A 12,528-nucleotide genomic window follows, 5' to 3' on the forward strand; every position below is an offset into this window, starting at 1 on the left:
TTTGGATCAGGAATCGCGCGAAGCGAAACCGATAAAGCGGCAGGGGTTTTGGTACCTCGTTCGTCGCGTGCCGTTGGAGTTTCAACCCTACGACAAACGCGAAATGGTCACTCACAGTACGGGCATCCGAGTTAGCGATGATCCTCGGGCGATACGCGCGCGGCAACAGGTGGCGAAGCTCGATGCGGCACTTCGGGTGTTTTGGTCGGAGCTAAGGGACGGCCGCGATCCGGACGCGAAGGCGAAGTACGCGCGGTTGGTTGCTGAGGCGCGCCGGCGGGGTTTCGAATATTTGCATCGGGACGTTCTGCTTCATAGTGAGGTTGAGCAGTTGGTGCGGCGGCTGTTTCAGTTGAAGGAGTTCGTGGGCGAAAAGTTTAAAACGGTGGGGCCTGCGCTGATGGGCGAATTGGCCGAGCCTGCGCAGCCGGAGTGTTCGTTGCGGTTGTCCGGGCTTGTGGACGAAACGATGGAGATTCGGGCGACGGAAATGGCGCGCAAGTCGCCGGAGCAGGTGAAGCGTTGGAGGATACCGAGAGACAATGTCGTTGAGGTCTTTACTGCGGTCGTTGGGAGGGACAAGGCTGTCCAGGATTTGACGCGCGCTGACGCCCAAGCCCTTAGGAAAAGCCTGCAGAACAGGATCGCGAAAGGCGAGTTGCAGGTTGATACCGCCAACACGTGCATGGGGCGGCTGCGTGGTATGATCAATGCCGTCAACGATTACCATCAGTTGGGCCTCGAGGATGTTTTCGAGAAGCTGTTCATCGGTGGAGGGGAGCAAAAGCGGCGGCCGGCGTTTTCGATTGGCTGGGTGCGCGATGTTGTGCTCGCTTCCGGGGCTTTAGGCGGTTTGAATGAAGAAGCCCGGGCGATTGTTTACGTCGTCATGGAAACTGGCATGCGGCCGATGGAGGTTTGCGGTCTTACGGAAAGAAGCATTTTTCTGGATGATGAGGTGCCGCATGTGTCCGTGGTGCCTGGGGTTCAAGACACCAAAACGCTGCAGTCGGTGCGGGATGTTCCTTTGGTGGGGATAGCGTTGTCGGCGATGCGTCGTTTCCCAAAAGGATTCCCGACCTACCGCGGCAAATCGGACGTGCTGTCCGCGGTCGTCTCGAAATATATGCGGGAGAATGGTCTCTTCGAAAAATCGGGGCAGACGTTTTATTCACTGCGGCACACGTTCAAGGACCGGTTGCGGGATGTGAACGCGTCGGATGATTTGATGAAGAAGTTGATGGGCCACAAGCACCATTACGATCTGGCCGGTCGGGCGCGCAAAGAAGCTGATTACGGTGACGGCTACTCGCTTGCGAAGAAGCGGGAATGGCTGGAGAAGATTGCTTTCAAGGTGGAGGCGAATTTTGAGCGCAGAGGGCGCGGGCCCTCGAAATCGGGTCATCGTGCTTCAACTCGGAAATGAGCTGCTCAATTCGTTCGAAGACGGGGATGTACTGCGGGCCTATTTCGGTGACGAGCCTCGCGGCGACATGGAGCGCCGTTTGCAGTTCATCTGCGCTGAAGGGAAGCTTCTTTTGTTTGGTCATGGAGGTCATCAGCGGCGCAGCGGCGACGATTGGCAAGCGGGATTTTGGAGGTCGCGGGGAAGAGAGGGGTTGTGCGGGGATGAGAGGGTGAAGCGTGACCATCACGTCGTTGTGAGGTCATTGTGCTGTGGTCGCAACACAGGGTCGGCAGTTGGATGCGTGATGTACACGACATGCCCAACGAAGAATCACGCGACCTTGGAGGCGAGGGTGAAGTCATTATTCTTGGACGCAAGGTACAGCTGAGGAGCCAGGGCCGGGGCGGTGAGGGAAACCTCCCGTGACTAAGAACCGGCGGGCCTCGCGCATGCGCCCCGCTGAACGAAAGGCCGCGTGTCCACCGCGGCCGACGACCATGCCTGACGCACCTTGCAGAACCCGGCCCGCCGCATCTCACGTTTGCGCAGGGGCCGGCTTCCCAGGACGCATGCGTTTGAGGAGGCGACGTTTTATCGGAGGCGGGTTAATCGGGCGGCGCGCGATGGCCATGGTGGCGCCTTGGTCTTCGTTCGCGGTGGGGATTGCAAGAGTTCTGCGACCACGGCCGCATCATCCTGGACAGAATAGCGGGCAACGGCACGGAGACGCCCTTGCAACGCGTTGTGGAGGGCTTTCGCGGTCTCGTGCTCAAAGGCCCCTTGGGCCTGCTCCGAAAATGATTCCACGAGCCCGACGATGCGCCAGTACCGTCCGAAGGCATGATCCTCGAGTCCGACACGGGCGAAGGCTTCCACCAGTTTGCGGCCGAGCTTGTCGATGTCGCTTGGAGTGACCTCGACGCTCATCGGCTGAAACACTCCTCCACGGCCGCGTGAAGGGCTTCGGCGACAGCGCGCTCGATGTCGTTCGCGGCGCACCCTGAAAACGTCTTGAGCGTCGCCTCAAGGCGCGCGCGGCGAAGTTGAAGATCGCGGGGACCGCTTTCAGCGGCAAGCGCAATGAGCTTGCGGGCAAGGGAGTGGATGTGGTCGTCGGTGACGCGCATGGAGAGCTATGGACGTGGGCGGAAGCGATGCTGACCCCCTGCCCTCACCTACAACTCCAACAATCCCGAAAAGAAAAATCTGCTGTTTTGAAGTTGAAGGATTTTTAGAAAGAAAAGGTTCGGGAGGGTCAGGGGATGTTCTGTTCTATATAGAGGGCGCCCCTGGATATGCGTGGAAGGCGCACCCGGATATGCGCGTTTTGGCCCCCGATTATGCGTGAATTCCGTGAGGTCCGCCCCCGGATATGCGTGGGCCCGCCCCCGATTATGCGTGCCCGCTTCGGAAACCCTTGCTGAGCGCGGGGACGGTTTTGACGAAGCGCCCCTGGATATGCGTGGGGCAAGGTGGGTTCGCGGCGAGGTTGGGCTGATGGAACCGGGGGAGCGTCGTCGTTGGAGAGTGCTCCTGAATATGCGTGGGGCTCGGGGTGAAGCCGCCCCTGAATATGCGTGGTGGGGAGGACGTTCAGCGCTCCCGATTATGCGTGGGCGGATGAGGAGAGCGCCCCCGGATATGCGTGGAGAAAAAAGGGGAAGGCGGCTGTTGAACTGCAAAACCGGAAATGACGAAGACGCGTGGGCCGCCCCCGAATATGCGTGGCGCGGGAGAGCCCCTCGCCCCTGAATATGCGTGGGGCGAAGACGGTGGCGCCCCCGATTATGCGTGGCCAGGTGAAGGAGCGCTGGGCGCGTGGAAGATCCACAGGTGTGGGCGTGAAGGGCGTGGAACGGGACAGCGCAACGGGAGGGCTGCGCCCCCAGATATGCGTAACTTAGATGCACTATTTCCGAGGCTTGACCGGAATGGCCATCACCTCGGCGGCACCTGGTTGAATCGTGAAACCCTTTTCCGACAGCAGCACCGGCAGCTTCGGAAAGACTTCCTTGATCTGTTTGATCTCCTCGGTGAAGTCGGCGCGGAACTTGCGGTCGCGGGTGTAGCCGACACCGAACTGTTCTTTGAGCGCGGTCCAGCTGATGTGCTTGGCCTCCTCGATGGCGTTGAAGCGGTAGGTGAGCCAGAAGTAGATGTCGAGTTTTCGCGGCGAACCGGCGAATGCCCGCACCGCGTGCATGTTGACCGGCAGCGCGTGCTTTTTGAGCGTGGCGTAGAATTCTTGGCTGAAGACGATCTTTTCGGGCCAGAGGATTTTTTGGTCGCCGCCTGCGGGCAGCCAGATGTCCAGGGACGTGAAGGGCTGCGTGCTGATGGTGCGCCCCTTCTCGTTGTTGCCGGTAAAAAGTCCGATGCGCATGGAGCAGGCGGCGAGCGCGTTGATCTGTTGCTTGAAGGCGTGGATGGAACCCTGCTTGCCGCCGGTCACCGCGATGCCCATGGAACGGATGAAGCCGGTGAGCGAACTTTCAATCTCGATGTCGGGGCGCTTGTGCAGGATGGCCTGGCTGGAGAGGTGCATCATGATGAGGCGGGCGCGCGATCCATAGGGCAGCGGTTGGGGCTCCCATTTGCCGGTGTTCGGGTTCATGAGTTCGCCGGCATTGATCTTGAGCCGCATCTGACCCTGCTCGCGTTCCCAGGAGCGCTCGGGCGTGGCCTTGTAGGGAAGCGAGCAGAGCGCCAGCACGGAATGGATGTGGCGGAGGCTGTCGCGTTCGGCCCCCTTCCCTTCTGTGAGGAGGTGGTGGGTTTCCGCGCGGCGGCGTTCATCGCGTGGAAGTGCGGCGAGGTGGTCGCGGCGGGCTTGTTCGTTTTGAAGGCGGCGGGTTTCGTAGTCCTTGATGAGGTAGGGCGCGTCGTTGAGCTGCTTCAAGAGGTCCGCGTCGCGGATGCCCGCTGTCGGGGTAAGGCCAACGCGCGCGAGGCCGTCCCCCTCGTCGGGCGTGGTGGTAGGCAGGACCTTGCGCAGATTCATGCCTGGAAGACTTCGTACAGTTGAATGGCGCAGTTGCGCATATGCGGTTGTGCGCACGTGCGCATGTTCGTCGGGGTCGTCTTACTCGCGGCCACGGCGCCCATCCTCCATGAAGTCGGCTTCGCGGACTTCGTAGCCGGCGTCCTTGAACGCTTGCAGCACGATGAAGCGCTTGGTCTTGTTGCGGGTGCGTTTCTTGTCGATGGCCTCGAGCAAATACACCGGGACCATCAGAGACAGTTTGGCCTCTTCGGCTCGGGCCGCTTTTTTGGGTGCACGGTCCTTGCGTGGGGGAAGCGCGGTGACGTTGTCGGACGGCGTGGGCGTAGCCGGCGTTGAGGTGCTGGCAAGCGCGGCGGAAGGTTTGGTCAGGTTGCCGACGTCGTTCTTGGTGGCGACGGCATCGACGGCCGAGGCGATGGCCTCGAAGTCGGGCATCGGACTCTTGGCGAGCGCGGGCTTGAATCGTGGGGGCGTGGTGTTTGTCATGCCGCTTCTTTCGTTGGCGGTTGGATGGCGGATTGGTCGTCCGCCAGGAGGGCTTCGATCTCGGCCATGAGATGGTCGAGTTCGTCCACGGCCTTTGAGATTTTCGGCTGCGTCCGGTCGGCGAAGTGTGGGGTGAGGCCGGTACCAAAGATTTCCTTGTAGGCGACGCGGTGGCGGATGAGCGTGGTGAAGCGGGGTAGTTGCGCCTGGATGAGTTCGTCGAGCAGAGCGTACTCATAGGCGCCCGGCAATGGTTGGACGTCGTTGACCAGCAAGCGGTGGATGATGGGTTTGTGCACGCGGGTTTGGATGTCGCGCAGCTGGTCGTGCAGCCTGTTGGCTTCCACGATGTCAAGTTCGCTGAGTTTAAGGGGTGTGATGGTGAGGGTGGCGAACGCGGCGACGTGGAGCATGTCGCGCGTGAGAAGGCCGGGCAGGTCGAGAAGGAGAACGTCGGCGGGGTGGCGCCAGAGGCTTTGGATGAAAGCCGGTAGATCTTCCTTGGGCGGCAGCTGCGCCGTGAGGTTGGTCTTAGCCTCCGGTGCCGCCGTGGTCGTGTACCAACGCCAGAGGGCCTGCGATTGGTCGAAGTCCACGATGTGGACGCTGTAGCCCTTCTTGAGAAGTGCACCCGCGATGGAGAGGCAGCTGGTGGACTTTCCTGCCCCGCCCTTCGGTGAGGCGAAAGCGATGATGGTGGGTGGCGTGATGTCGTTCATGGGGTGATAGTGCGTACACGGAGGAACGCGGTCAACGTATACCGCCTCCATACCGGGCATTCATCGTGAGGGGGTGTGGCAATGGGAGCAACAGCGCACGTGCGCAGGTGCGCAGGAGAGAATGTGCGCAGGAGCGCATAAGCGCACGTGCGCCAGTCTAGAAATGGCGGAAATGGGACATCCCGCAAATGGCGCATAAGCGCAGATGCGCACGTGCGCATATGCGCAGGAACGCAGGAGCGCACATCCACATGTACAAGTGCGCAGGTGCGCAGGTGCGCACAAGTGTAGCAGCGCAGGTGCGCATAAGCGCAAGAGAGGACGTGCGCGGGTGAGCAAGTGCGCAAGTACGCACAAACGCAGGTGCGCAGGAACGCACATGCATAGGTGCGCATAAGCGCAGATTCGCAGGTGCGCACATGCGCCAGTTCAAATGTTCCAGGCTGAGGTTCGATAGCGAAGCGGTGAAGCGGGGGGAAGCGGGTGGGAAGCGGGTGGGTTCTAGAAAACGATTCTTCGGGCCCGTCGTTCCGTTGGTAAGCATTTGCTGACGTGGCGAATGAGGACTGGATGACGGACAACCGCAACGCGGTTTTGCAAAAGTTTTCGAAGCTCAAGGTGGGGGCAGGGTCGACGCGGCGCGTCGATTACAAGGGTACTCGCGCCCGCCTCAACCTGCGCATCGAGCCGGACGTCGCCTTCAATCTTCACATGATCAAGCTCGCCACCGGCGAAAACAAGAACAGCTTCTGCGAGCGCGTGTTGGCGGAGCGGATTGTGGAAACGGTGAAGGAATTGAGAGCCCGGTATGATGATGCGGCGTGGCAGCTTCTGGCGGATTGCGCGAAGAAAAGAAAGCGGTGAGGGTTGGGTTCCCCATCTCGTCGCTTTTTTCGGCGTGACGGTGAGCCTTGGGCTCATCGCGGTGTCGGCCGTGTTGAATTTCCGCATGGGCTACCGCAGCGCCGATACGGAATTCGACGGCCTGGTCTACGGGATAGGTGCGGGGCTCGGTGACGGCCTGAAGGCCATTTCGCCGTTCATGGGATTTTGGGGATTGCGCCAGCGGGATTGGCTCGCGGTGGTGTGGTCGTGCGTGTTGTTCAGCGTGCTGACGGCCTACTCGTTCACCGCGGCGCTGGGGTTTGCGGCCGACCATCGTGCGGCGAAGGCGGCCGTGATGCTGGGCGACATCGAGCGGCACGAAGATGCGCGGAAGGAATTGGACCGGGTGAATGCGCGGCTCGACCAGCTGGGAGCGGTGCGCACGCCGGAAGAAGTGGCGAGCGCCATCGATGCGCTTTTGAAGAAGCCGGTTGGGCGGTGGACGGTGAGGGACGTGTCTTCGAAGTGCACGCTCAACCGGATTTCTACGCGGGTGGCGTGCGCGGAGGTACTCAAGCTCGAAGGGGAGTTGGCGCGCGCGCGGGAAGCGGTGCAGCTCGGGCAGCAAGCGGAAGGTCTGCGTCGTGAGCTTTCGAAGGACACGGGCGTGAACAGTTCGGCGGACCCCCAGGTCGACGCCTTGAAGCACGCGGCGGATGTGGTCCGCATGAAGGTGAGCAAGGATGACATCGGATTCGTGCTGTCGTTTCTGTTGGCGATGTTCGTCGAGCTGGGAAGTGGTATCGGCCTTTACGTGTCGACGACCCCGTGGCGGGGGAAGGAGAAGAAGCCCAATCAGGCTGATGAAAAGGCGGCGGCCGGCGCGGCGGTGAAACTCAAGCCGTTCGGTGAAGTCGAAACTTACGCGCTGGAACAGCTCGACGTCGATGAGCGCGGTGAAGTCCCGATAGGCGAGATCTACTTGGATTACCTGGTGTGGTGCCGGGTGAAGGATTTCATGGCCTACGGGCGCGTGGAGTTCGGGAAGAAATTTGCGGAATTGGCGCGTGACGCTGGCATGCGCCATCTGCTCCGGAACCGGAGCGAAGTCTACCAGCAGGTGAAGTTGAACGGTCGGTCTTAAACAAGGAGAGATGATGGAAGACCATATCAAGGCACTGTTTCGGCACCGGGAACCCGTGTGGGTCGAGGTGGGTGAGGAGGGCTCGGCGGCGGATGCGGTGGCGAGGGCGTTTCGGCGGGCGGAAGAGTATTCGTTGGCGTATCCGTCTTTGAGCCAGGGCGACATGGATGCCGTGGGGCGGGGGGTTGCCACGGTGCGCCTGTTCTGCCTGACACCGGAGGGTGAGGCTTATCTGCTCAAGAGCTTTTGCGAAGATCCGATGGTGGCGGTGGATTTCTTCGCGCGGAAAGCTGGCGCGCGTTTTGTGGTGACGGCGCGGGTCAAAGCGTCGTGGCCGAATGCGGCGCGCGATGATGTGGAGATGGGTCTGGGGGAAGCGGCGGTGAGTTTCCCGTTGTTTGATCTGGTCCACGCGTACGGTCGCATGGACGGCGTGGTGGACAAGGCGGTGGAGGATGCGGTGACGATCGCGTGGGGGAGTTGCCCGGATGGGGCTGCGTACATTCGGGCGTGCCGGGACTACTTCGGGTGGGGGAAGGATGAAGGCTGTGAAGGGATGTTTCACACATGGCACTGACGCGCGATCAGGACGGTGAAGATGTCGTTGCAGGGGAGGCCCCGTTGCGGCGGGCGTTGCGCGCGCGTGCGGTTGTCGTGGTGGGCCAACCCGTGAAGCTCATGGAACGGTTGAGTACGGCGATTGTGGGGGCGATGACGGCGAGCCTGAAATATCACGTGAGTTATCCGATGACGGGTCTGGTGGGGGAGCCTGCGCTGGCTTCGAACATGTCGAGGTTAGCAATGGTGGAGTTCTGGGTGCGGGATGTGCGTGGCGTTTGGCGCGAGCTGCATACCCACTTTGAGGATCCGATGGTGAAGGTGCGGCGCTGCCTGCGGGCGGGAAGCGGCGGGCAGTTCCTGATGGAGGTGAGGGACGAGGCCGGGTGGATGACGGGGGAAGGGGAGTGGGATGCTGGTTTTGGGGAGGCGCACCGGCTGCTTTCTCTTGAGCAGTGCATCGAGGACCCGTTCTCGGTGATTGGGCTGGTGGATGAGGTGGTGCGGGAGGCGATAAGCGAGGCCTATGAGCATCATCCGCAGGGAGCGGCGTTTCTTGCGGAGCTGGCGCGGTATTACCGGTGGGAGGGAACCGGGAAGGGGTGAGGTTCACCGGAACAGGTCGCCCTGGTTCCATATATAGAGTGCTTGCGCGTAGCGCGGTGAGGAAGCCTCGCGGTTCATCCAGGACATGAAGAAGGCGAGGGGACCGCCGGCGGCGGCGAGTTCGTCCTCTTCGAGTTCGTGACGGAGATAACCGTGTTCGGTGAGGGGGAGGGGGGCTCCGCGCGGGTGGATAACGCGGAGGATGAGCCGGGACCAGCCGTCGATCTTCCAGTCGCGGATGTGCTCGACCTGGCAGGTGACGTCCCGCCAGGTGAAGGTGATGATGTCAGGCTGCTTCGGCATGGCGCGCCTCCTTCGAGAAGGAGGCGAGATAACGGGCAGCCTCGGAGGCTTTGGCGGCGGCGGTGAAGACGGCGCGGTTGTCCTTCTTCAAGACCTGCAGCCAGTTCTGAATATAAGCCGCGTGGTCGGGACGTGGCGCGGGCGTGACCCCGAGTTCCGCGCAGAGCATCGCCGCGCTGAATTCGGCACAACATTCCTCCATCGCGTAGGCTTCATCGCCGAACCGCTTGCCGAATTCCCGGTTGAGGCGTTTCTCGGCTCCACTCCAGTGCGAAAGTTCGTGTAAAAGAACGGATGCCCATGCTTCCCGCCGCTCCAGCGCGTCGCCGGTGAAGCGGTCTTCGTCCGGCATGGTGATGCTGTCGGACAGGCGGGCGTAGAACGCACGGTCGCCGCCGACTTTCACCACCGCCCGGGTGGCGGCGATGAAGGCCTCGACCGCGGCAAGCTTTTCGATGGGCGGTTTGGGCGGCGGGGCGTCGGGCATCTCGAAGCCGTCGACCTGGCTGCAATGAAAGGCGTACGAAGCCTTGGCCACGCGCCGGGTGCCGTCATCGCTGTCATCGTCGGGGTCGGGTTTTCCGGAATACTCCTTGTAGAAAATGACCAGCGCCGCCTTCTCCCCCTTGCGGACCTGGCAGTCGATGGATTGCCATTGTTTGTACGTGGCCCAGAGGCCGGGGCCGGTGTAGTTGCGCAGCTCGGATGTGGCCCACAGGCTGAAGATGTTCAGTCCATTGTAGGCATTGCCGGTGACGGCGTTCTTCGGGATGAAGCCGAAGGACGAACCGGCGCGCTGCCAGGGAAGTTGAACCTCGCCAGCGCCTGCCTCGATGGCGGCAATGATTTGGTCGGTGACCAGCTGGTGGATGTCGGTGCGCTCCTTCATGACCGGACCTCCATCCAAACCGCCACGGGCATGATGGCATCGACGCCGCGCCCGCCGCCGCTGCGGCCGTGATGCCACATCCAGCAGGATGCGGAGCGCCGATAGCCTTGGTGCTGGAGGTCGGCCTTCATGACGGAACCGGGGAACGCGCCGGAGCAGCTCATGGTGCCGACATCGTGCAGATGGAACGAACATCTGAACGAGGGGACCGTGACCTGGAAGCGGTCGGTGTAGGCGTAGGCAAGGCGCTGCACCGTGCCATCGGCGAGGACGACGTAGTCGCCGACCAGAGGCCGGAAGTGGAAGGCGCGGTAGCGGATTGCCGCCGCCAGCAGCTCGGCATCCTTCTCATCGAAGACGATGTCGTCGGTGAGGCCGGCGATCACCGGCGCGGTGACGCGTTCGAAGGCAAGCGCGGTCATTGGCCCACCTCCTCATAGACGCGGCACGGGATGAGCGCGGCGACGCCGTTATGGGCTCGGGCCTGGTTGTGATGGAAGCACCAGCACCAGCCCTCACGGAGTTCGGGCAATGGCCGCAACTTTGATTTCTTGATCGCAGGGTCGAGGCTGCCGGAATAATCCAGATATCCCGAAGCATCGAAATAGTATGAACCGGACTGCTCTTTGATGGAGACCTGGAGGCTGTCGCCGTGGTCGTGCGTGAAGCGCAGGACCTCGCCGGTTGTCCTGATGACGAAGTCGCCGACGCGGGGCCCGTTGATGAGGGCGCGACGGGCGACGCGTTCCAGCAGGATTTGCTCGTCCCTGTCGTCCAGATCGGTCCGGTCCTGGCGCAGCGGTGTGGTGGTGTTCATCTCTCTCCTCCTCTTGTGGACATGAGGCGGGCGCATCAGGCGCGCCGCCCGCGCCGTTCAAGGCCGGGCCCCATGGGGCCCGTCACCCGTCAGGGCGAGCGCGCAGCGCGAGAGCAGAGCTTGACGGGAAGGGGGACCGGACTAGGCGCCGGGCTCGGCGGCGCGCCCCGCCCCGCTCCTGCTCCGGGTTGGTTCGGCATGCCTCGGGCGGCGAAGGGCGTCGGTAGCCTCGCATTTATGAGAGAGGCTCGGGGGTGGCAACGATGACGTCTCTGTATGCAGAAGCGTTGCGTGGATGGCGGATACGGTATACATCGTCCGTGTACTGACGAAAGCAAACCCCTTGAAAAAGAGCTACGCGCTAGACGCCTCCACCGCCCTGAACTGGCGGGATGCAAACGATCGCGTCCTGATCTCCGAAAACCTCCGCACGAATGCCGAAGTGCTGGCGGGAGAAATCATCAACGCGCGGTCGCCGAACGAACGGATGTGGTTCTTGCGTGACCTTGCGTGGGTCTACCGTCGCCTGGCCGTGTGTGACATGCTGATGGCCCGCGACGTGGAGCGCCGCATGGACGACGAAGAGAAGCAAAGCAAATATGTGAGCTTCACGCTCGAGAAGATGGCGGACATGTTGGAGGAGGCGAACTTCTCTCCGGAGCACGGCATGGACCGCGAGTATCTGGTGCTGGGGAAGGCTTTCGCGATGCGTCTCTGCGAAGAAAAACTCGATGGCCACTTCACCAGCGGTCCCTGGGGCGGGCTTGGTCGGCTTGCGGGGACGGTGGCGGAGGTGGACATCGACAAGGCGCTCAAGGAGCGCGAGGCGTTTCCGGAGATCATCAAGATGGCGCGGATGATCCCCGTTGACCAAGGTGTTGACGAAGAAAAGATCGAATCCCAAATTTTCCGGGACGGTCTCAAAATTTTCCGTCGGCACCAAGGCCTTGAAAAATACGGTTACGAGATGTGAGCAAGCTGTCGAGCGCATTGTCGGGCCCGGGCATTGTTGTCGAGGAGCGGTCCGAGCTGGAGGCATCCCTCCGGCGTGTGCTCGACCGGATGGCGTCGGCGTTGGACGATGCGTATGAATTGTCCCCGCACGGCGGCACCATGCCGTTGGTGATGGCGAAGCACTATGCCAATGTCATGGGGACCGGGGGTAACACCGGACCGTTCAATCTGCCGATGCTGGGGTGCTGGTTCGTTTCGGGTCCCTACGCGGGCCTGAGCATTCTTTCGGGCGTGTTGTCCGGCATGGATTTCCCGACGGCCTATGAAAACCTGCAGGAGCTTGCGGAACTGCGCTGGCATTCGCGCGACCTGATGGTTGGCGTTTCTCCGTTCGCAGACGAAATGCACCACGGCCCGTTCCAGGAAACGTACGGCCGGCTGGCGGCGGTGATTGAGGAAAGCCGTGGGATGTGAGCGGCGACAAGCAGCCCGATTTGTTTTTCGATGATGTGGCCCGCGAGGCCTTCCGGCGGTGGCAGAGGAAAGAGGAAGCGAAGGACGCGGGTGAGACGGCCGACCATAACCGCTTGCTGATCGAGAATGGCGACCCGGAAATGGAAGAAGTCATCGCCGCGCTCGAGCAAGGATGGAGCGCGGGCCGCTAGTGCCGCGTCTTGATCTCGACATGATCGGGGTGGGATAACGGGGGCGCGAGGGGCCATGGATGCGGATAGTCGTTACCTGATGCTTTGCGGGATGGCCGACGCCGCCTTTGATGTCGAGCGTTCGGAAGCGCTGTTGTCAGCGGAGTGGGC

17 protein-coding genes are annotated in these 12,528 nt (G+C 61.9%); 8 read left to right on the forward strand and 9 right to left on the reverse strand.

The features are described 5' to 3' along the window. Window position 1 precedes the first annotated feature (1 nt). Window positions 2-1,426 carry an integrase gene (locus RLW41_RS18200; RefSeq protein WP_414462353.1) on the forward strand — a complete coding sequence of 475 codons (1,425 nt, stop codon included), beginning with the start codon at window positions 2-4 and terminating at the stop codon, window positions 1,424-1,426. A gap of 573 nt (window positions 1,427-1,999) precedes the next feature. Here RLW41_RS18200 and RLW41_RS18205 read toward each other — a convergent pair. From RLW41_RS18205 to RLW41_RS18225, 5 genes are all read right to left on the reverse strand, one after another. Further along, window positions 2,000-2,335 carry a hypothetical protein gene (locus tag RLW41_RS18205; protein ID WP_414462354.1) on the reverse strand — a complete coding sequence of 112 codons (336 nt, stop codon included), beginning with the start codon at window positions 2,333-2,335 and terminating at the stop codon, window positions 2,000-2,002. Further along, on the reverse strand, window positions 2,332-2,535 hold the full coding sequence (locus RLW41_RS18210; protein ID WP_414462355.1) for a hypothetical protein: 204 nt from the start codon (window positions 2,533-2,535) through the stop codon (window positions 2,332-2,334). The genes RLW41_RS18205 and RLW41_RS18210 overlap by 4 nt, the downstream gene beginning before the upstream one ends. A 782-nt stretch (window positions 2,536-3,317) precedes the next feature. Then, entirely contained in the window at window positions 3,318-4,409 is a 1,092-nt protein-coding gene (locus tag RLW41_RS18215; protein WP_414462356.1) for a replication protein RepA, read from the reverse strand. Between the two features lie 81 nt (window positions 4,410-4,490). Further along, window positions 4,491-4,898, reverse strand: coding sequence for a hypothetical protein (locus tag RLW41_RS18220; RefSeq protein ID WP_414462357.1), 408 nt, complete (start codon window positions 4,896-4,898; stop codon window positions 4,491-4,493). After that, a complete protein-coding gene (locus RLW41_RS18225; protein ID WP_414462358.1) occupies window positions 4,895-5,617 on the reverse strand; it encodes a division plane positioning ATPase MipZ in 723 nt (240 codons plus the stop codon). Before RLW41_RS18225 ends, RLW41_RS18220 begins: the two co-directional genes overlap by 4 nt. Before the next feature lie 570 nt (window positions 5,618-6,187). On the opposite strand from RLW41_RS18225, the gene RLW41_RS18230 reads away from it, so the two are divergent. Genes RLW41_RS18230 through RLW41_RS18245 form a run of 4 tightly spaced genes read left to right on the forward strand, consistent with a single transcriptional unit; the run spans window position 6,188 to window position 8,750 of the window. Beyond that, window positions 6,188-6,481, forward strand: a complete 294-nt coding sequence (locus RLW41_RS18230; RefSeq protein ID WP_414462359.1) for a hypothetical protein — start codon at window positions 6,188-6,190, stop codon at window positions 6,479-6,481. Window positions 6,482-6,515: 34 nt separating this feature from the next. Continuing rightward, window positions 6,516-7,586 carry a hypothetical protein gene (locus RLW41_RS18235; RefSeq protein ID WP_414462360.1) on the forward strand — a complete coding sequence of 357 codons (1,071 nt, stop codon included), beginning with the start codon at window positions 6,516-6,518 and terminating at the stop codon, window positions 7,584-7,586. A 10-nt stretch (window positions 7,587-7,596) separates the two neighbouring features. Then, the gene (locus tag RLW41_RS18240; protein WP_414462361.1) at window positions 7,597-8,163 is read left to right on the forward strand and encodes a hypothetical protein; all 567 of its coding nucleotides are present in this window, start codon (window positions 7,597-7,599) and stop codon (window positions 8,161-8,163) included. After that, window positions 8,154-8,750 (forward strand): hypothetical protein, encoded by a 597-nt coding sequence (locus RLW41_RS18245; protein ID WP_414462362.1) that lies wholly within the window; start codon window positions 8,154-8,156, stop codon window positions 8,748-8,750. The genes RLW41_RS18240 and RLW41_RS18245 overlap by 10 nt, the downstream gene beginning before the upstream one ends. 3 nt (window positions 8,751-8,753) lie before the next feature. Here the strand turns inward: RLW41_RS18245 and RLW41_RS18250 are convergent, their stop codons facing one another. The 4 genes from RLW41_RS18250 to RLW41_RS18265 are packed head-to-tail and all read right to left on the reverse strand — an operon-like array spanning window position 8,754 to window position 10,759. After that, window positions 8,754-9,053, reverse strand: coding sequence for a hypothetical protein (locus RLW41_RS18250; protein ID WP_414462363.1), 300 nt, complete (start codon window positions 9,051-9,053; stop codon window positions 8,754-8,756). Next, a complete protein-coding gene (locus RLW41_RS18255) occupies window positions 9,037-9,942 on the reverse strand; it encodes an ArdC family protein (RefSeq protein WP_414462364.1) in 906 nt (301 codons plus the stop codon). Before RLW41_RS18255 ends, RLW41_RS18250 begins: the two co-directional genes overlap by 17 nt. Further along, entirely contained in the window at window positions 9,939-10,364 is a 426-nt protein-coding gene (locus RLW41_RS18260) for a hypothetical protein (RefSeq protein WP_414462365.1), read from the reverse strand. The genes RLW41_RS18255 and RLW41_RS18260 overlap by 4 nt, the downstream gene beginning before the upstream one ends. After that, window positions 10,361-10,759 carry a hypothetical protein gene (locus tag RLW41_RS18265; protein WP_414462366.1) on the reverse strand — a complete coding sequence of 133 codons (399 nt, stop codon included), beginning with the start codon at window positions 10,757-10,759 and terminating at the stop codon, window positions 10,361-10,363. The genes RLW41_RS18260 and RLW41_RS18265 overlap by 4 nt, the downstream gene beginning before the upstream one ends. A 295-nt stretch (window positions 10,760-11,054) precedes the next feature. Between RLW41_RS18265 and RLW41_RS18270 the strand changes: the two genes are divergently transcribed. Genes RLW41_RS18270 through RLW41_RS18280 form a run of 3 tightly spaced genes read left to right on the forward strand, consistent with a single transcriptional unit; the run spans window position 11,055 to window position 12,378 of the window. Beyond that, window positions 11,055-11,732, forward strand: coding sequence for a hypothetical protein (locus RLW41_RS18270; protein ID WP_414462367.1), 678 nt, complete (start codon window positions 11,055-11,057; stop codon window positions 11,730-11,732). After that, window positions 11,729-12,187 carry a hypothetical protein gene (locus RLW41_RS18275; RefSeq protein WP_414462368.1) on the forward strand — a complete coding sequence of 153 codons (459 nt, stop codon included), beginning with the start codon at window positions 11,729-11,731 and terminating at the stop codon, window positions 12,185-12,187. The genes RLW41_RS18270 and RLW41_RS18275 overlap by 4 nt, the downstream gene beginning before the upstream one ends. Further along, window positions 12,184-12,378, forward strand: coding sequence for a hypothetical protein (locus tag RLW41_RS18280; RefSeq protein WP_414462369.1), 195 nt, complete (start codon window positions 12,184-12,186; stop codon window positions 12,376-12,378). The genes RLW41_RS18275 and RLW41_RS18280 overlap by 4 nt, the downstream gene beginning before the upstream one ends. Window positions 12,379-12,528: the final 150 nt, after the last annotated feature.

The sequence above is a fragment of the Hyphomicrobium sp. DY-1 genome, assembly GCF_047497105.1.
Lineage (GTDB): Bacteria > Pseudomonadota > Alphaproteobacteria > Rhizobiales > Hyphomicrobiaceae > Hyphomicrobium_B.

Coding starts and splice junctions, on each gene's coding strand:
- RLW41_RS18205 (WP_414462354.1), bottom strand. CDS start 2,335: ATGAGCGTCGAGGTCACTCCAAGCGACATCGACAAGCTCGGCCGCAAA.
- RLW41_RS18210 (WP_414462355.1), bottom strand. CDS start 2,535: ATGCGCGTCACCGACGACCACATCCACTCCCTTGCCCGCAAGCTCATT.
- RLW41_RS18215 (WP_414462356.1), bottom strand. CDS start 4,409: ATGAATCTGCGCAAGGTCCTGCCTACCACCACGCCCGACGAGGGGGAC.
- RLW41_RS18220 (WP_414462357.1), bottom strand. CDS start 4,898: ATGACAAACACCACGCCCCCACGATTCAAGCCCGCGCTCGCCAAGAGT.
- RLW41_RS18225 (WP_414462358.1), bottom strand. CDS start 5,617: ATGAACGACATCACGCCACCCACCATCATCGCTTTCGCCTCACCGAAG.
- RLW41_RS18230 (WP_414462359.1), top strand. CDS start 6,188: ATGACGGACAACCGCAACGCGGTTTTGCAAAAGTTTTCGAAGCTCAAG.
- RLW41_RS18240 (WP_414462361.1), top strand. CDS start 7,597: ATGATGGAAGACCATATCAAGGCACTGTTTCGGCACCGGGAACCCGTG.
- RLW41_RS18245 (WP_414462362.1), top strand. CDS start 8,154: ATGGCACTGACGCGCGATCAGGACGGTGAAGATGTCGTTGCAGGGGAG.
- RLW41_RS18250 (WP_414462363.1), bottom strand. CDS start 9,053: ATGCCGAAGCAGCCTGACATCATCACCTTCACCTGGCGGGACGTCACC.
- RLW41_RS18255 (WP_414462364.1), bottom strand. CDS start 9,942: ATGAAGGAGCGCACCGACATCCACCAGCTGGTCACCGACCAAATCATT.
- RLW41_RS18260 (WP_414462365.1), bottom strand. CDS start 10,364: ATGACCGCGCTTGCCTTCGAACGCGTCACCGCGCCGGTGATCGCCGGC.
- RLW41_RS18265 (WP_414462366.1), bottom strand. CDS start 10,759: ATGAACACCACCACACCGCTGCGCCAGGACCGGACCGATCTGGACGAC.
- RLW41_RS18270 (WP_414462367.1), top strand. CDS start 11,055: ATGGCGGATACGGTATACATCGTCCGTGTACTGACGAAAGCAAACCCC.